Origin of the sequence: Paenibacillus sp. SYP-B3998 (assembly GCF_010820665.1) — a bacterium.
In the GTDB taxonomy this organism is placed as follows: Bacteria; Bacillota; Bacilli; order Paenibacillales; family NBRC-103111; genus Paenibacillus_E.
Genome location: NZ_JAAIKC010000002.1, coordinates 458,604 through 478,027 on the forward strand (window position 1 = coordinate 458,604; position 19,424 = coordinate 478,027).

Sequence of the window (19,424 nt, forward strand, 5' to 3'; positions counted from 1 at the left end):
CCTATACGGGGATCACAATACGCATTTATGGGTAAGCGAGACCTTCTCAGCACTCTGGGTTGGGCTACTGGATTCGTTGTAAGACTGCCTAACTTAACAATTGCTTACTCATTTTGAAATTAACTAATTCAATTCCCCTTCGTTCTACTGTTTGCGACTGCGTTATTCGGTACCGTTGGCGTTCAAAAAATGGTCTAGCCGTGATACTCGCCTCTGTCTCCATTTCAACTAGACCAAGTCTTCTTGCTTCGGATTCAAGTATGTTCAACAGAGTTGAAGCAATACCTTGTCTTTGAAAATCTTTGTGAATGTATAGTCGATCTAAATGACCCTCATGCGTCATGTCTGAAAAGCCGACGATTTTACCATTGATTTCGGCAACATAGGTGATATTTAACTTCATTAATTGTTTCCAAGTTTTCAGCTTGAGCTCCAATTCATCTTTAGGTGCCCAAGCATCAAGCTGCTCTGGCGAATAATCCTTTTTATTTATCGTATACACGGTTTCATAGAATAACGAGATTATTTGGCTAATATCGGTATCACGGAACTTTCTGATTTCCATTTGTATCCTCCAAATTAAATCCAGTATTTTCACTTTTGCGATCTTGCTGTCTTACTTGGGAAACCCCATTTTCTACTTTTCATTATGCTATACTAAGCAAATCAATTTCCAAAAAACTTGAATTCACCACCTTTATTAAGGAGAAGTGATTACTTATGCATACCGTCATCGAACCCAAAATTTTATATTTTGGAACCTCAGTCGTACTCATCAGCACGTTAAACGAAAATGGAACCCCCAATCTGGCACCTATGTCCTCCGCATGGTGGCTAAACCAATCCTGTATGCTCGGATTGAGCAGCAAATCTCAAACGGTTCAAAATTTGCTGCGCGAAAGGCAATGTGTTCTAAATCTTCCTTCAACGGATTTAATTCCCGCGGTGGAGCAGTTGACTCTGCTTACGGGAAGCAATCCCGTACCAGAATCTAAAGCGAAGAGAGGTTATCAGCACGAAGCTGATAAATTCGGCATCGCTAAGCTTACTCCTCTACCCTCACAACTGGTTCAAGCACCACGAGTCGCCGAATGCCAAATCCAGTTAGAAGCAACGGTTGAAAATGTGTACGCTTTTGAGCAGCCAAGCTCTTTAGCTGCTATTGAACTGCGTATTGTCCGTGTCCATGTCGACGAAAAGTTACTGATGGATGGACATGCCAATTACATTGATCCTTCGAAGTGGAAACCGATGATCATGAATTTTTGCGAATACTTCGGACTCGCTGACCAACTTTCGACTTCAAGGCTAGCTCCAGTATTTGGCCCCTCTTCTGATAGTAATTCAGCTAAATAATTTAGACAAACTTGGCATGATTGCATTCAATTCCCGTTAAGCTGCCCGCTGTCGATAAAGAAAGGAGCCGACGCTAAGCAAACTCCTCTACGATAGTCTCAATGCAGGTTAAAGGTTAAAACAAGACACCTCAAAAAGGATGCCACCGAGTGCCTTGAAATACAAGGTATAACCGTTCCTAATTTTCCTTGGTCCATGGTCCATATGAATTTTTGTTGCAGCGAGACGATCGAACATTTGATCGACTTCTGCTACAGTTTCAACATAAAATCCAATATGAAATTCATTGGGATACGTTGGAGTCTCTCCTCCAAAAGCCCTTGGATTACTTAGTACAAGAGTGAAGTGATTACTGTCGCTCATAACGGCAATAGCATCTCCCTTTTGCTCTATCAGTTGGAAGTTGAAAAAGGTCTGAAAAAAATCCGTTGCTTCAGATAGGTTATCCACACACAGGTTTAAATGGTTAAGTTGCATAGCTGTCGCCCCCCTTTGATTTGCGAAACTTAGGAATGATTCATTGGGCAACATCCTCATGAAATGTTTCATTAACATAGACATGAATGAACATCGACTTGGTTGCCACATCAATCTAATTATGTTAGATTAAATTTAATATTGTTAGATTAATTCATACTGCTATATTTGTCAAGTGAAAGGAACTCTTCTTTATCGACCTGATCTGTCTTTCCTTCGCCTTAACTGAGATTACACGGAAAATAATACCCAACAGGCCTCCACACGCGTAGGCAGATCAAGGAGAATCATTGGGACCAGCACATCAACTGCTCCAACTCTTAAAAAAACATAAAAACAAAGGAAAATCTGCTTTTAGCAAATATTCCTTTGTTTCAATGATAACTCTCTTTTTTGGATAGAAAACAGCTAATTGCAATCGATGTTTATGACTTATTTACACAAATCCACCATTACTACGTATGGTTTGACCCGTAATCCACTGAGACTCCTCGCTGGCCAAAAACAGCGCAACGCTCTTCATGTAAGCTATTTCGAACGTTGTGTATGCTGTATCTGTTAACGGCCATAGTTGTACAACAGCACACATCTTGAACAAATTGGCGTTAATCCCTCACCAAGTATCTCCCTATGCTTACGGAAATTATCATTTTGAAAAACATCCTTCAACTCCGCACCATTTAGATCGCCTAATGTAAACTCAGGGAAAAACTTGCATGGATTTACTTTGCCATCAGGCATGACATCCAGGCGGTTCGCGATGGACAAGCATTGCTCCCGCTTCATCGCCGGTTTCTCAGAGCCCAGAACAAAGTCTTTGACCTCATCTAGCTCAAGAGCAGGCTGAAAACGGATTCTATTCTGCCATACTCGATCATTAACCCGCTTTATTTCAGAAATTAGCGGCTCGATATTCTCAGGGGAAACTCTGAATGAAAAGGAATGCCAGCTATAACGCTGATGCTGCTCAACCGCTTCAAGCCAAGGAAAGCGGTCTTCAAAGTAATGATCCATCTTTTCAGCAATATTGGTAGGAATGTACCAGGGAAATACGAAGTATACGGTATCCACGCCAAGATTTTCGAAATACTCCATGAAGTCGTACAGCTTCGTTACCATTGAATCACTAATGGTCAGACCGATAGAAATCCTACCCTGATATTCACCTGTCCGCTGTAATTCCAGCAGCATGTTCACTACGTGAATGACTTTCTGGAAGGTACCTTTTCCACGAATAGCATCATTCTCCGTCTCAAACCCATCGAGGCTGATCAACAGTGTCATGTCCTTCGATATTCTCAGAATGGAGTCCAGATGTTTCTCAATAAGCAACGCATTCGTGCAGATTGTCGTATTACGAGGATCTCGGGCTAGCAAATCAGCAAATTCCTCAAATTTGCTGTAAAATAACGGTTCACCGCCCCAAATGAACAGTCTTGATTTTCTGGCGCGAGTTTGTTCAAGGATACTTTCAAGTAAAGAAAAATCGATTTCCTGATTCTTAGTTTCCTTGTCCATATCATGATGAAAGCCATCATTCGCCCATTCAAAACAGTGCTTACAGCGCAGATTACAGCCGTTATTCAGCTTAATGCCGATATCGTCAGGAATATCCAGCGCGAATGTCGGGTCTGCCTTTTGCGCTCTACTCGCCATAGACATATTCTGAATCGTTCGCTTCACATTTTGAAACGTGTTCCGGTCAAATTTTATTTGCGTTTTCGGTTGCATCAGATATCCTCCTGTTCTTAATGAACTACATGGCACATTCATGCTCTCCCATCATACGCATCAGCTAACAGTGACCTTCTCCTTTTCTAGGAAAGTTACCAGTTTCTCAATAGAACTCATATGTTCGTAATCGAACGTCTCGAAGTCTATTTCCAGACCAAAAGTATCTTCTATCGCGAGTACAAAATCTATCATTTGCAATGAATCCAAACCAACTTCCTGAATAATATCCGTCTGCGGCTTTAACGTTGACATCAGCTCTGGGGATGCTTTAATCTCACTTAAAATAGTCATAACGGCTTGAATCATGTAAACTCCTCCTTTTTTTGTACGACACCTTTACTTTCATGTATATCCTTTGATCCATTCCAAATATCGAGCAGACGCTCTTCATTTACATTTTAATGTTAATTCATAAAAAGCATGGCAAGAGGTGACATCTCCTACTGCCAAGTTGTACGGACATAATTATCCTCCTTATCGTTTGGTTCGGGACTTGCCTACTCAGCACAAACTAGCCATTATTCTTGGAACTTGTAATGCACAGCTCGTCCCCCCCACCATCACCTCCCTCACGTAATATCGCTCATCAAATTACCTGCTTTATGCTTTGCATTACAGAGGTTGCGGTGAATATCCTCCAGTACGTTCACTGCGTAATCTTGTTCTTTCCAGGCATCATAGCTTATACCTAATCCAAGAGATTCCCACAGCTGCGCATTGGACCGTTCGTGATCTCCAAAGGGTTCCAGAAAAATTAAAGGCGTTGCAGAAGCCAGTGAATCTAGCAGGGTCGCGCCCCCTGGCTTGCTTATAATACCTAGACTATGCCGTATCAACTCGAATACCTTTGGATAACTGCCCCCACTTTCGAATACAGACGCCTCCCCCTGGCTCACTTCTGCAAAAGGCGGAAAATCAAATTCATCGACTGCATTGCGCTGCCATGGGCTCCATGAGGGATCCATCATAAAATACCTGTGAAACGCAAACTTATGAGACTCATATGCAATATCCTCGTTGTAATAAGCGATAATATTCAGCGCAATATCGCTGTCCGTCAGCTCAGTAATTTTGTCCTTGTATGTACCGATTCCCCAGCCGCCACCATGAATCAGATAGCGTTTCTCCCTCTCCTGAAATGGAACCGGCTCCTCCTGGCTAACCGCAATAGTTTGAATGATTCGATTCTCGCCGACCGGATATAGCCAAACGTTCTTGAACTGGTCACATGCCTCCCCATATACCGAGAATGATGGCGTATCGCTTGCATCCAGACGAATTAGGCGGATGTCTAAATCGACTGAAGCCATGATTTCCTGGTATCGCTGCAGAATCGGAATCCAGAACCCGGTAAGGGCAAGAAACCTTCTTCTGCCTTTAAGCTTCCATTCGTGTAGAAGCGTAGCTACATTATTTTCGTCCAAGCTATTTCTGCTGTCTTTGGCCATTTTGTAGCCCATCTTGGCAACAGTGAAGCTGTCATGGAAGGCCTTACGGTAGCGCGGGATATTCTCCCGCGTCTGCTGATCGTACATATGCTCCAACATAAAGATGTCAGCAGGTACGCCTTGATCGCGGAGCTGCAATTGTAAAAGCTTTGCCGGTACATATACGCCTAGCGAATTGCCTGCGCTGAGAATTGTTACGGTCTCCTTCAAGAACAGATCCCTCCTTATTATATTGGGGGTGTGACGATAAGGAATTATTCTAAGATGATTTTGAAAAATGAGTGAGGGCGTAAATTTCATTAGCTTATAAGGAGGTTTGCATCATCGTAAAGCGCTCAAACTTATTCAGCATATCTGTTAGTTTGGCCGCTTCGTTTCCGTATATCAGGATAAAAATGCGGTATAGATTCGTGTGTGGTTGATTGCAGAAGGAGAATGTGTAGATCGTAAATTGATGTTCCCCATCTGGCTGAAGCTCAGCCTCAAACCTGGATTTAATTTCGTCGAAGGAGACTTTTTCCTCTGTCTCCAAACGAATATAGCGGCTTTCTACATATTTATAGGAAAGAAGTAAAGTTTGGATGAAGGGTAGCAAGTAAGTAACCTGAGTAAATCTTCCGTTAATTTCAATGACCGGATACAGATTATTTTTAACATCAAGAATGGAGTCTATGCCGGCAATTCCTACATAACCAAGCTCTCTAAGACAAGCTCCCAACCGCAACATTTCTGATTGATAGTGCTGCATTAAGGCGGCATCATAGTTAGGTGTATAGTTCGTACCGATGTATACTCCGTAATCGTTTATTCTCTGTTCGGTAACTGCAAGCAGATGAACGGAATCTGGTCCAATCCATAGCTGTGCGTTTAAAGATTGCTTGATTGGATGCCAAGCTTCCAGTAATAATTCAAAGCACGTTGTCCGCTTACGAATAAACGTTGACAATTGCCTAAATTTATCTTCATTCTCGATTATCGTCAGGCCTCTGCCAGAAGATCCGTATGGCTGCTTCAGCACTGCCTTGGCAAATCCGGCAGCCCGTATTTCACTATACACTTCAACCAGCTCTTGCGGATTTGCGCAAAACCTGCCCTGCGTCACCCAAAATCCATTTTCTTCGGCAAGTCTTCTTGTGACATATTTGCTATTCAAATGCTTTACTAACTCCGCATTAGCATGGAGCAAGTTCCATCCATATTGTTTAGCTAGTGCAACATACTCTGAGGTCAACATAAAAGGCATAAAAGTAAGCGTCCCAGAAGAAAACGCGGCTGCTTGTACAGCCACCTGACTCGCATCTGGTGTAACACAGATTTGCGGCAGGTTTTCCCGATAACCCTTCACATACGCCAAAAATTGCGGGTCTGGCTGGTGAAGAAGCCAAACTGTGTCCTGCGGCTCGGCAATCCAGAGCAATTGCTGCTCCTGCTGCTCAATCAACATTTGCTGCTGCGGATTTACAAAAGAAGGGAATAACGCAATCTCGTTCCAGTGCTGATCTTCATTCATGTTCGCATGCCATAGAACGCATCCTTGCCTCGCCTTGCGAAATGGCTCAAAGTGAATGCTGCTGTCCTCCATCAACTCACCTACTCATCATATTCTTACAACTTTTAAGCTATCATCTATGAGATATCCAGGATGTATACCATTTGTTGGTAGGTTATTGCAGATTAAAGATTTGAACTGCTATAGACCTTCAGTGCCCGCCTCCATAGAAGGCGAATCAGCAAGAAAAAGACAATCGGCGCCAGAATACCCCAAACCAGTTCAACCCTGGTTAGTTTATCGAGTACAAGCAGTGGTGCGAAGTTTGTAATGATAAACACCGGTATGATAAATGTGCCAATACGCTGAATCCATTTGTTATAGATCAAGTGCGGCATATTGTTTGCGTCCCATACTGAGGAGAAAATCTCGGTGGCTGCCGATGTATTCACAAACCAGAACGAAAGCAGAGAGGGGATAATCATAATACAGTAAGTCATTATAGTAGCTATGCATACAAAGACAATAAATAAAGCTATGTTGACAAAGGTAAACGGAATTTCAGAAGCAATCCAGCCTATTGTGACCATGACCGACCCTGCGATGATATTCGGGATCGGCATGCCCACCTCAATGTACCTTACGGAGACCAGAAATTGCAGTGAGATGGGCTTGACCATCATTAAATCGAGCATTCCACTACGGACATAGTCGGTTAATCGTTGAAAATTGTTGTAAAAGAACCCCATATAAATGCCTGTCAGTAGAATATGTGTCCCAATAAACATCAGGATAATATCTGGCGTCAATCCATCGATATGTACATTCGTTTTGTACACAACGACCACATACAGAAGTTTGGCCATAAGGAAGGCTGTTTCCACGAATATTCCTGTAATAAAATTAAAGCGGTATTCCATCTGAGAAATGACTGAGTTTTTGGCGAATAATGCAAGGATGTACAAATGTCTTCGCAGTTCGATGACAAAGTTCAATGGTCAGCCTCCTAGCCCTAAATACCTTTTCATCCCCCACTTCCAGACAAGATGACAGATCAGCAGCAGCAGAGCAATCCACACCCCCTGCCCGATAATCCCCTGCCAGATCAACTCCCCGGCTATTTTGCCATTCAATACATTGACAGGGAAGTAAATCATATAATGAAAGGGCATGAAACGAAATACCTGCTGCAGCTTTTCCCCGAAAATTTCCAAAGGAAATATGCCACCGCTCATAATATTAACTAGCAAGCTAGTAACCACGAAGAAGTAGGATATCTCGGATAACCAGAATGCACAGGCACAAATTGCGTATGAAATCATAAAGCTTAAAATAATAGACAGGATCAAGGAAAGGCAAAAGATCATTACTCGTTCTTCTGCAGCATGAAGGTTATACAACATATTTAATGCGTAGGTTAAAACAAGGATGATGAACAGGGAGATGATGAAATAAATTAGGCGTTGTCCAATATAGGAACTGATTCGAAAACCAAAATAATAGATCGGCTGAATCATATATTTGTTCAATCCACCGCTCTTAATATCTTCTGCGATCGTGTATTCAATGTTCGTAATTACAAGTTTAGAAACAACAGCTGCTAGAATAGTGTACATAATCATTTCATGATAAGAATATCCGAATACGACATTCTCCCCGGCACTTGCATATACCGCAGTCCAAATATAATATTGCACAATCATCGGAAAGACCGCACTTAACAGCGAGAGAAAGAAATTAAATCGATACTCCAACGAACTTTGAAAACCGATACGAAAAGCAACAACGTATTTATTCCTGCTCATGCGCTACCTCTATAGAGCCCGACAATTCCATCTTCAATCGTCATATCCTCAACTGTGAAATCAATAACAGGAAACCTTTCCAATAACTGCTGCAAACATATTCGGGCTTCTTCTTTTCCCACCTCGATAACTGCGTAGTAGCCGTCAAACTCTTTCACTTCTCCGAATGCTCTCAATGGTTCTTGTGACATCTGTTCCGAAAAGATAAGCTTGATCTGTTTTCTCTCATTCTGATAGGCATTAATTTTTTTAAGTTCACCATCGTATGAAATGGTTCCTGCGTTAATAACAATGACCCTCGGACAGAGATCCTCAATGTCCTTCATATAATGACTGGTTAAGATAACGGTAGCCTGATATTGCTCATTATAATATTTCAGGAAATTACGGACAGCTCGTTGAGAAATCATATCTAGCCCAATCGTCGGCTCGTCCAAATACAGCAACTTGGGCCTGTGAATTAAGGAGGCAATCAACTCCATCTTCATCCGCTCTCCAAGGGAAAGTCTGCGTACTTGTACACCCAGTAATTCCTTCACATCCAACAATTCAGACAACTCATCAAGCGTTCTTTTATAATCCTCATCAGACACCTGGTAAATACACTTATTCAGGAAAATGGACTCTCCAGCTGGCAAATCAGGCCAAAGCTGGCTTTTCTGTCCCATAACAATTGAAAAAGTTTGTTTAAATTGTTTCTTACGCTCCCATGGCGTATATCCAAATACGTTTACATTACCTGAGGTAGGGTACAGGATACCAGATAAAATTTTGAGAGTAGTCGTCTTTCCCGCTCCATTTGGGCCTAGAAAACCAACCATTTCGCCTTCTTCTATTGAGAACGACACATCATTAACCGCTTCTTTCACCAGCTTTTTGCGAAAGAATAGGTTTTTGAGAGATTGCCTCATTCCAATTTCCTTTTTGTAATACTCAAAGTTTTTCACCAGATGATGGACTTCAATAGCGCTCCTCACGAACATTTCCTCTCTCCGGGAAAAGACTTAATAGTGCCGACATTTTAAGACAAACCATAACTTTCATTCATTGTAATAAAATGTAATAATATTTTCTATAGTCCTATAGTATTATTTTCATCCCATAGAACGATATATATATTGGAATTTTTTAAGATATATTGTCATTATTTGCTGAATTTCAGAAAAAAATAATTCAGCTTTCGCACTCAGAAACAACTAATTTGGCGAAAATCTTCAGTCGTATCCATGTTTATACATGTTTTTTAAGGGCGAAAGTTGAACTCCATTGTTCTGTGGGTTAAATTGTTGTCATCGATGTCATCGATCGAAGCTCATTTATGCTAACTTTCGCGTTCGTTACCACTTGTTTAATCATCTCGATAAAATGAATTTGAATCTGTTCTACGGTTGATAAGTCATAAACATTTGCATTGTATAGCAATATCATCTTCATCTTATCGTGGGGTTTGACGATCAAAGTAAAATCAAAACTATTGTGTTCTGCACACTCTACATTCCTGATTTCGAGAGGTTTTTCGTCATTTTTGCCCAAATTCTCCATTTGCTCTTCTACAGGGAAATTCTGATAGACAACAACATGGTTAATCAAAGCTTGCTTTTGCTTAGTTAAATTTTGAATATCATATAAGGAATACGTATCGTATGCATGAGACTCAAGCGCTTGTGCTTGGGTCCTTTTCATTAATGATCTAAAAGATTCTTCTCCTTTTGATTGAATACGAACAGGGATTGCATTTATAAATAGTCCAATCATGCTTTCTATACCAGGAATAACAGGCGGTCTACCGGATACAATACTACCGAACACAACATCGTTACATTCATTATATTGCTGTAATAAAATACCCCAAGCCGTTTGCACTAACGTGTGAATAGTAACCTGATTCTGCTCCGCTACCTGTTTCATTTGCTGGGCCAGCGCATCATCTAAATAGCAGATTAGAGATTTGGAATCTTGCCTTCCACTCTTCGTTTGGGTTTTTTCCCCAGGTAATTTCGTTTGCTCTACATAACCATCCAAGTACTGATTCCAATATTTGATTGCTCCTTCATTGTTTTGTTGTTCTAACCACTCTATAAATTGGCTGTACGGTGTGAGTAGAGTCACTTCAGGTTTTCTTTTCTCTCTAATAGCAAAGTAATTTTCAAAAATTTCTTTACTTACAAGAGACATGCACCAACCATCCATCAAAATATGATGAAAACTCCAAATGACACGGTATTGTTCATTTTCCGTTCGTAAAACAGACATGCGAATTAAAGAATCTTGTTGTAAATCAAATCCTCTTCCTTTATTTTGTTGGATATACTCGTTAACATACGCCTCACGTTGAAGCTCTTTCCTATCAAGTAAATCTTCATAGTTAAATTCGAATTTCTTCGCTTGATAAACGATTTGCAAAGGGGTGTCCATGAAGTCACAATCAAAATTAGTTCTTAATATAGCATGTCTTTGCATTAAATGATCTAAGCTCAGTTCAAAAGATGCAGCATCGAAATCTCCGCTCATATCAAACATGATTTGCACAAAATAAGCTCCCGAAATTGGATTTCGTACACTTTCAAACAGCATTTCCTTCTGTAACGGCGTTAATGAATACACATTTTCTATTTCACCTATGTGTTGTGTTTGTTTCACTAATTGATCAAGTTGTTCAATGGTTAACGTCTTGCATGAAATATCACTTGGCGTAAGCTCGGTGCGTTCTTTGGTTACGCAATGTACAATTACTTCTTTGAGACTTTCTTTAAAGTAATAAGCCAATTGCTCCATCGTTTCTCGTCGATATTGTCTTCGACTGTAGTTCATTGTGAGCGACAGCCTCCCATCTATAACGATCCCATTTATATTAAGTAAAAACGGCCTTTTGTTGTTTTCACTTACAGACGGGCCACTCACATAAGATGAAAATTTAATTCCCTCATTTTCCGTACCCTGATTCACCTGTCCCATATAGTTGAAACTAATTTCGGGATATTGCTCAAGCGTGTATGCTTCATGAGACTGAGACAAATACCTTATAATCCCGTAACCAATACCTTTGTTAGGTATCTGGCGTAATCCTTCTTTAACCGTCTTAATCCTCTTCGAAATGTCTCTAGCAGCTTCCATTGTAAGTATCACAGGATACATACTCGTAAACCATCCCACTGTGCGCGTGATATCCATATCTGGAATGATTTGCTCTCTACCATGCCCTTCCAAATTCACAACGATTTCTTCCATACCTGTCCAATCATGAATGGCCATCCCAAGTGCCGTTAGTAATATATCATTAATTTCCGTATTATACGTATGATGTGTCTGCTTTAATAATTGCTCGGTTTCCTCATCTGTCCACTGTATGGTTATCGTTTCACTATCTTTCCCTGAAGTGGTATCATAATCATAATCTTTAGGTAGCGGTTTTATTTCTACCTGCTCCTTACAATTCCAATAGTTAATTTCTGGCTCCATTGCAGGGCTATTTGCAAAAATAGACAATTGTTCTGCCCATAGCTTAAACGAAGCCGTTTTCTGTGGAAGTAGAATTTCTTGACCTCGTAAGAGTTGATCATATCCTGTTTGAATATCTTCATATAAAATACGCCATGAAACTCCATCTACGACTAGATGATGAATGACAATTAGTAAATGATCTCCTTCACGACATTGGAACAAGCCTAGTTTCATTAAGGGCCCATGATACAAATCTAAGCTGCTCTGAATTTCTTTCGCTTTATTTTCAATGAATTGTGCAGGGCTATCTTCTTTTTTAAGGTCCATGATTTCGAGACTGAATAATTCTTCGGCATCTATCCCCTGATTCCACGCTTCATACCCGCCTCCAGCCGCCTGGCCGTATACCATACGAAGAGCATCATGATGCTTAACGATCTTATTCATCACCTTGTGAATGAAACTGACTTCAAATCCTTTTTCTCGATAAAACATCATTTCCTGATTGTAATGATGTGCATCCACCATGTTTTGGTCAAAGAACCAGCGCTGAATCGGTGTGAGCATCACTTGCCCCGTAACTTCCCCTTGATCAGAAATTGTGCTTACTGATTTAACGTGTAAACTTAGTTCTGCTACAGTTGGATATGTGAAAAAATGCTTCATTTCAACTTTGTAACCCGCTTGAAACAATCGCGAGGAAACTTGAATGCATTTAATCGAATCGCCTCCGAGCTCAAAGAAATTATCTAATAGGCTAATATTTTGAACGCCAAGCACAGCTTCCCATGCTGAGGTTATCGTTTGTTCTATAAAGGTTCGCGGAGCCAGATACTCTATACCTTTTTGCAAGCTTTCGACTGGAGATGGCAATGCTTTACGGTCAATTTTCCCATTTGATGTTAGTGGTATCTGCTCTAATTGAACAAAATAAGATGGGATCATATAATCCGGGATTTCTTGAGACAGTTCCATTCTGATTTGCTTAGCTGCTAGCAAGCTATCTCCTTTGAAATACGCACACAATTGCTTCGACCCATCCTCATTCTCCCGTGCAATCACCACTGCTTCTTGAATAGAATCTATTTTCAAGAGCGCTGTTTCCACTTCACCAAGCTCAATTCTGTAACCCCGAATTTTGACTTGATGATCCATGCGTCCTAGATATTCTATCGTTCCATCTGACAGCCATCTCGCAGCATCTCCCGTTCTGTACATCTTCCCTTCCCTAACAAATGGGTTATCTACGAATTTCTCTGCTGTTAAATCAGGACGGTTTAAATACCCTCTAGCAAGCCCCTCACCTGCTACATATAACTCTCCCTGCACGCCAATAGGTTGATGTCGTTGTTGTTTATCCAAAATATAAGTCTGCAAAGTTGGGAGCGGTTTTCCAATATTGCTTTTCCCTGCTTGTATTTCTATTTCTGTTATTTCTTTATAGGTAACATGAACCGTCGTTTCGGTTATTCCATACATATTAATCAACTGTGTTAAGGGATATTTCAACCTCCAATTCATTAATAACAATGGACTGAGTGCCTCTCCTCCAAAAATAACTTTTCTTAATTTCAACTCACTTCCACGATCTTGTAATTCCTCTTGAAGGAGATGGTAGAAGTAAGTTGGTGTTTGATTTAATATCGTCACTCGTTCATTTTTTAGCAGCTGTAGAAATTGGTCTGGACTTTTTGCCGTCATTTGCGGAACGACAACTAATTTCCCGCCATAGAGTAAGGCCCCATACATTTCCCATACGGAGAAATCAAAACAAAATGAATGAAACAATGTCCATGTATCTGATGCATGAAAATCAAATAAATTTTGACTATTAAACAATAAGCGAACGACATTTTTATGTTCAATCCACGTACCTTTCGGTTTGCCAGTCGTCCCGGACGTATAAATCACGTACGCTAGTCCCGTTGGCGCAACGGCTAATTCCAAATTCGAATCATCTTCATGATAAAACTCAGGCTGGTCTAGCAAGATAACCTTACCTGCAAATGATATACGTTCTTGTAAATGATTCTGCAATAATAGTACAGGTGCGCCCGAATCCTCAAGCATATAGTGAATACGATCCTCTGGATACTCGGGGTCAATCGGCACATAGGCTCCGCCAGCTTTCATAATCGCGATGATGCCAATGATCATGTCTAACGATCGTTCTGCGATAATCCCGATTAACTGATCGGCTTGCACCCCTTCGAATTGCAGCGTTCTTGCCAATTGATTCGCTTTGTCGTTCAGTTCTTTATACGTCAAAGATTTATCTTCAAATACAACCGCCACTTGTTCAGGAGTTCGTACCACTTGCTCTTCAAAGAGCCCGTGAATCGTCTTCTCTAATGGGTTTTCAACCATGGAATCATTAAACTCTTCTAAAATTTGAGTTTTCTCTTGTGGTGTTATCAATTCAATTTCATTTATACTGATTTGTGGATTTTTGATCACTTGCTCCATGATTTGTAGCAAATGACCTCGAATTCGTTCTACGTTTGCTCGATCATAGACGTTTGCGTTGTAATAGAACAGCCATTTCAGTTCTTCACCTGGTTTTATTATCAGGTTAAAATCATAACTCGTTTGTTCATCCCCTTCTACATTCGTAATCTGAAGAGCTGTCTCTTCACGATCCCCAAATTGTTCCATAATTCCTTGTACGGGATAATTTTCGAACACCAATATATGATCAATCAAACTTTGTTTTTGCTGTGTTATAGCTTGAATGCCATATAAGGGATACGTATCGTAATGATGCGAAGCAACTGCTTGCTCTTGATTCCTCTTCATAACTTCTGTAAATGCTTCATTTCCTTGGGCGTGAATACGTACTGGAATTGTGTTAATAAATAAGCCAATTATGCTTTCAATACCTACTATGGCCGGCGGTCTGCCCGAAACAACACTCCCAAATACAACATCTTCGCTTCCATTATATTTTTGCAGTAAAATTGCCCATAGAGTCTGCATGAATGTATTAAGCGTAACTTGATTCTGACTGGCAACTTGCGCCATTTGCCCTGTCAATTGTTTACTTAGCGTAAAAATGAGATGCTCAGAACGATATTCTTCACGCTTCGTTATTGTATGTTCTTTCGGCAAAGTGGTCTGCTCGTCGTAACCTTCCAAATAGTTACTCCAATATTTCAAAGCTTTTTCATTATCTTGCCTTTCTAGCCATTCGATATATTGTTTGTACGGAATCAATTGCTTTTTCTCAGGTTTTCTTTGTTCTTGTATAGCAAAGTAACCTTCAAAAAGCTCCTTAATAACAAGCGATAGACACCATCCATCCATCAAAATATGATGATAACTCCAAATAAAGCGGTAGGTTTGATCATCTGTACGTAGGATCGATATGCGCATTAGCACGTCTTGAGACAAATCGAAACCTTTTATTTTATCTTCTTCCGTGTAAGATGCCATATACGCTTCGCGGTCTTCCTCATTCATTTCACGCAAATCCTCATAGATAAGTCCATTCTGTTTATTACGATATACGACTTGCAACGGTATATTCTTCCACTTACTATGAAAATTAGTTCTGAAAATGGCATTTCGTTGTATGAGAAGATTCAAGCTCTTCGTAAAAGACTCCATATCTAAAGGCCCATGTAGATCGAGCGTCGTTTGAATAAAATAAGCATTCGAACTTGAATGAAGTAGATGATGGAAAAACATGCCGTTTTGCATTGGCGATAAAGCATATAGATCTTCAATTTCACCAATGTGCGCTGACTGTTGTACAAATCGTTCTAACTCGTCGATGGATATTCCTTTTAACGAAACATCGCTTGGTGTTAGTTCTGACTTCTCTTTTGATACGCAATGCCTAATAATTTCTTGCAGCCGATCTCTGAATAATTTAGTTAAGTGATCTATCGTTTCTTTTCGATATTGCGTGCGGCTATAACGAAGTGAAAGTGACAATTTCCCTTCCATAATAAGACCGTTCATATCAATAAGATGATTTCTTGTATGGTTTCCACTGGCTGTTGCCCCGTTAGCGTACGGGGATATCTGCATCGTACTATTTTGAATATCTTGATCAAATTGTCCCAAATAATTAAAACTAATTTCTGGATTCGCGCTAAATTGAACATCTTCCTCGTTTCCAGTTAAATATCTCAATACCCCATAACCAATACCTTTTCTTGGAATTTGACGAAGATTTTCTTTGATTGTCTTGATGAGGTGGGACATATTTGAGCTTGCTTCCATAGGCAAGACAATCGGATACTGGCTCGTAAACCATCCTATCGTTCGTGAAATATCAAGATCTGGTATAATTTGCTCTCTTCCATGCCCTTCCAGATTTATAAGAACTTTATCAATGCCTGTCCAATCATAAATAGACATGCCTAACGCCGTTAGCAACAAATCGTTGATTTCCGTTTTATAGGCCCGGTTTGCTTGTTTTAATAGTTGTTCGGTTTCTTCAGCTGTCCATTCCATGGTTATTTCTTCACTATCTTTGACTAGCGCATGATCCTGTTCATCATCTTTAGGTAACGGCTTAAACACCACTTGTTCTATTTTATTCCAATATTCAAGCTCTTGCTTCATTGCTTCACTGCCTGCATACAACCCCAATTGCTCGGCCCATAATTGGAATGACCCTGTTTTTTGAGGGAGTTGAATAGGCGCTTCATTCCATAATTGCTCATATCCCACCGAGATATCTTCTATCAAAATTCGCCATGAAACCCCGTCTATGACCAAATGGTGAATAACGATCAATAGATGATCTCCATCTGCACATTGAAACAAAATTAACTTAAGCAAGGGTCCCTTGGACAAATTAATACTGCTTTGAATTTCAGCTGCTTTATTCGCTATCCGTTGAGAAGGATCTGCTACTTGGCTAAGATCCATCACTTCAAAGCTATATAACGGCTCCTCACTCGTCCCTTTATTCCATCCTTCAAAACCACTTTCCGTTTGACGGTATACGATACGGAGCGCATCATGATGCTCGCAAATTTTATTTAATACTCGGTGAAGCGTGCCTACGTGAAACCCTTCTTCCCGATATAACATAACAGATTGATTATAATGATGGGCATCTATCTTGTATTGATCAAAAAACCAAATCTGAATCGGGGTTAACATCACTTCCCCAGTTATAATCCCCTGTTCTGACATCGAGCTAATCGGATTAACATAGGGAATTAAGCTTGCTATCGTTGGATTTTTAAACAAATGTTCCATTTGTACCTGATAGCCCACTTGATATAACCTCGAAGAAACTTGAATGGATTTAATAGAATCCCCACCAAGCTCAAAGAAATTATCCGTAATCCCAATTTTCTCAACTCCCAATACGACTTCCCAGATGGATACGAGTTGTTGTTCTACATAAGTATGTGGTGCTTCGTACTCCGTTCCCTTTAACATATGTTCTTTTGGAGCAGGCAGCGCTTTGCGGTCAATTTTTCCATTTGGCGTAAGTGGCATCTGGTCAAGTTGTACAAAATAGGACGGAATCATGTAGTTTGGCAGCTGCTGGGATAGCTCTTCTCTCAGCTTTCCTATAGTTATTGCATCTGCCCCTACCAGGTAAGCGCATAATTGCTTCGTTCCTTCTTCATTTTCTCTTGCAATGACCACTGCCTCTTGAACAATGTTTATTTTTAAAAGTGCCGTTTCCACTTCACCCAACTCGATCCGGTATCCGCGAATTTTCTCTTGATGATCCATCCGTCCAATATATTCAATATTCCCATCTGGCAACCATCTTGCCGAATCGCCTGTCTTGTACATTTTTGCTCCAGAAACAAACGGATCATCTACAAATTTCTCCGCCGTAAGGTCCGGTCGGTTTAAGTAACCTCTAGAAAGTCCCGCTCCTGTTACACATAATTCCCCCTGGACACCAATCGGCTGCAAGGCGTTTTGCTCCCCTAATATATAGACTCTATGATTGGCAATAGGCTTTCCGATTGAAATGTTTTGATCTGCGTAATGAATAGAAAGAGCCGTTGATACAACACTATTTTCGGTTGGTCCGTACTCATTGCAAATTTCGATGTTCGTATTGATGCGCTTTAATTTGTGTATTAAGGCGGGGAGCAACTTCTCTCCTGCCGCGACGACATTTTTCATCGAAATCCAGTCTTCTGCGTTCACATTTTCTAATAAGGTCATCAAAAAACTAGGAGGACTTTGTATATGCGTGATTCCCTGCTTCTTTACCATGGTGTTGATAGCTACAGCATCTTTACATTGTTGTTGGTTTAACACATATACCGTAGATCCAGAGATAATGGGACCAAAGAAATGAGTAATAAACGAATCAAAAACGAATGGATTCAGCATTAATACCCGATCTTCCCCAGTAAATTTATAAAATTCTGATTTCCATTGAATGGAATTAACAATACTGCGGTGTTCGATCATAACCCCTTTAGGATTCCCAGTTGTTCCCGATGTATAGATCACATAAGCCAGTTCATGCGGACTCATTACGTGCTCCAGATTCAAACGATTGCTATTGTAACTTTCTTCATCATCCAAAAGAATACATGTCCCAGTAAAATTAACGCGCTCCTGTAAATGGCTTTGCAGCAACAACCATTTCACTTTCGAATCCTCTAATGTAAAATGAATGCGTTCTTCTGGATATTCTGGATCAATTGGAACATAAGCTCCGCCAGCTTTCAGAATACCGAACATACCTACGATCATCTCTAACGAGCGTTCTACCATAATGCCAACTAACTGACCAACTTCTACACCTTTGATTCTAAGCGTCCTAGCCAATTGATTCGATTGTTGATTTAATTCTCTGTACGTTAATTGTTTACTCTCAAAAACCACAGCAACATGATCAGGCGTTCGCTCCACCTGATCTTCAAATAACTGATGCATCGTCTTGTTCTGTAAATATCCTGCCGCTGTATCGTTGAAAGCAAATAATAACTTATTTCTATGGATCTCTGAAAGCAAATCCACTTTATTTATCTCCAGATCAGGTTGGTTTAAAACGACTGAAAATAATTTGTCTAGCTGTTCAATAACTTGAATCATAAATTCTTTATCATAACGATTTTCATTATAAAAGAGTTTTAAATGGATGGAATCATCTTCCAGATCAAAGTGAAAAATAGCATCTGAATTTACGCCATTTGCATAATGAAAGGAATGAATTTCATTTAATGAAACCATTGTATGAATAATAGGTAAGTGGTTCGAATCATATTGTAAATTCAAATGTTCAACCATTTTTCTAAAAGGTATTCTTTGATGTTGGATGGCTCCACTTAAACCTACCTTCACTTGATTAAACAAAGTTTTGAATGAAGTAGTACGATTTAGATTGTTTTTTAAAATTAGAAATTTATTTGAAAGCGAAAGGTCATTGTACGTTTCATCAATCGTTGGAATACCAACAATCATATTGGTCTCACTCGTGTATTTATGAAGTAGACAATTAACTCCTGTTAATAAAATCGCGAAGATCGCCATATTAGCTTTTTTGGATATCGACTTAATTTTTTGCGAAACATCGTACGACAAAGGGCTATAAATAAAATTGTGTAGATGACTATCACCCAAATGTTTTAACGTCGTTTTAGAATAAGGCAAGTGAATAAGATAATCCTCATTTCCAAACTGATTCTCCCAAAAAATCTCTTGTTTTCTAAAAACAGACATATAGCACCTCAA

The 19,424-nt window shown here is 40.0% G+C and carries 11 protein-coding genes; 1 reads left to right on the top strand and 10 read right to left on the bottom strand.

Annotated elements, in window-relative coordinates:
- Positions 1–88: 88 nt before the first annotated feature.
- The gene (locus GK047_RS10220; RefSeq protein WP_163945115.1) at positions 89–565 is read right to left on the bottom strand and encodes a GNAT family N-acetyltransferase; all 477 of its coding nucleotides are present in this window, start codon (positions 563–565) and stop codon (positions 89–91) included.
- A 155-nt stretch (positions 566–720) separates the two neighbouring features.
- Between GK047_RS10220 and GK047_RS10225 the strand changes: the two genes are divergently transcribed.
- Positions 721–1,356 carry a flavin reductase family protein gene (locus GK047_RS10225; protein ID WP_163945117.1) on the top strand — a complete coding sequence of 212 codons (636 nt, stop codon included), beginning with the start codon at positions 721–723 and terminating at the stop codon, positions 1,354–1,356.
- 108 nt (positions 1,357–1,464) lie between these two features.
- Here the strand turns inward: GK047_RS10225 and GK047_RS10230 are convergent, their stop codons facing one another.
- From GK047_RS10230 to GK047_RS10275, 9 genes are all read right to left on the bottom strand, one after another.
- Positions 1,465–1,833, bottom strand: a complete 369-nt coding sequence (locus GK047_RS10230) for a VOC family protein (protein WP_163945120.1) — start codon at positions 1,831–1,833, stop codon at positions 1,465–1,467.
- A gap of 558 nt (positions 1,834–2,391) precedes the next feature.
- Positions 2,392–3,564 (bottom strand): radical SAM protein, encoded by a 1,173-nt coding sequence (locus GK047_RS10240; protein ID WP_163945123.1) that lies wholly within the window; start codon positions 3,562–3,564, stop codon positions 2,392–2,394.
- 60 nt (positions 3,565–3,624) lie between these two features.
- Positions 3,625–3,873 carry an acyl carrier protein gene (locus GK047_RS10245; protein ID WP_163945126.1) on the bottom strand — a complete coding sequence of 83 codons (249 nt, stop codon included), beginning with the start codon at positions 3,871–3,873 and terminating at the stop codon, positions 3,625–3,627.
- Between the two features lie 263 nt (positions 3,874–4,136).
- The gene (locus GK047_RS10250) at positions 4,137–5,225 is read right to left on the bottom strand and encodes a hypothetical protein (protein WP_163945129.1); all 1,089 of its coding nucleotides are present in this window, start codon (positions 5,223–5,225) and stop codon (positions 4,137–4,139) included.
- 94 nt (positions 5,226–5,319) lie between these two features.
- Positions 5,320–6,525 (bottom strand): ATP-grasp domain-containing protein, encoded by a 1,206-nt coding sequence (locus GK047_RS10255; RefSeq protein WP_163945132.1) that lies wholly within the window; start codon positions 6,523–6,525, stop codon positions 5,320–5,322.
- A gap of 164 nt (positions 6,526–6,689) precedes the next feature.
- Positions 6,690–7,499, bottom strand: a complete 810-nt coding sequence (locus tag GK047_RS10260) for an ABC transporter permease (RefSeq protein WP_163945135.1) — start codon at positions 7,497–7,499, stop codon at positions 6,690–6,692.
- A gap of 3 nt (positions 7,500–7,502) precedes the next feature.
- A complete protein-coding gene (locus tag GK047_RS10265) occupies positions 7,503–8,309 on the bottom strand; it encodes an ABC transporter permease (protein WP_163945138.1) in 807 nt (268 codons plus the stop codon).
- Positions 8,306–9,292: an ATP-binding cassette domain-containing protein gene (locus tag GK047_RS10270; protein ID WP_163945142.1), complete on the bottom strand. Its 987-nt coding sequence runs from the start codon at positions 9,290–9,292 to the stop codon at positions 8,306–8,308. Before GK047_RS10270 ends, GK047_RS10265 begins: the two co-directional genes overlap by 4 nt.
- 295 nt (positions 9,293–9,587) lie before the next feature.
- A complete protein-coding gene (locus GK047_RS10275; RefSeq protein ID WP_163945159.1) occupies positions 9,588–19,412 on the bottom strand; it encodes a non-ribosomal peptide synthetase in 9,825 nt (3,274 codons plus the stop codon).
- Positions 19,413–19,424: the final 12 nt, after the last annotated feature.

Coding starts and splice junctions, on each gene's coding strand:
- GK047_RS10270 (WP_163945142.1), bottom strand. CDS start 9,292: ATGTTCGTGAGGAGCGCTATTGAAGTCCATCATCTGGTGAAAAACTTT.
- GK047_RS10240 (WP_163945123.1), bottom strand. CDS start 3,564: ATGCAACCGAAAACGCAAATAAAATTTGACCGGAACACGTTTCAAAAT.
- GK047_RS10255 (WP_163945132.1), bottom strand. CDS start 6,525: ATGAATGAAGATCAGCACTGGAACGAGATTGCGTTATTCCCTTCTTTT.
- GK047_RS10265 (WP_163945138.1), bottom strand. CDS start 8,309: ATGAGCAGGAATAAATACGTTGTTGCTTTTCGTATCGGTTTTCAAAGT.
- GK047_RS10245 (WP_163945126.1), bottom strand. CDS start 3,873: ATGATTCAAGCCGTTATGACTATTTTAAGTGAGATTAAAGCATCCCCA.
- GK047_RS10220 (WP_163945115.1), bottom strand. CDS start 565: ATGGAAATCAGAAAGTTCCGTGATACCGATATTAGCCAAATAATCTCG.
- GK047_RS10230 (WP_163945120.1), bottom strand. CDS start 1,833: ATGCAACTTAACCATTTAAACCTGTGTGTGGATAACCTATCTGAAGCA.
- GK047_RS10225 (WP_163945117.1), top strand. CDS start 721: ATGCATACCGTCATCGAACCCAAAATTTTATATTTTGGAACCTCAGTC.
- GK047_RS10275 (WP_163945159.1), bottom strand. CDS start 19,412: ATGTCTGTTTTTAGAAAACAAGAGATTTTTTGGGAGAATCAGTTTGGA.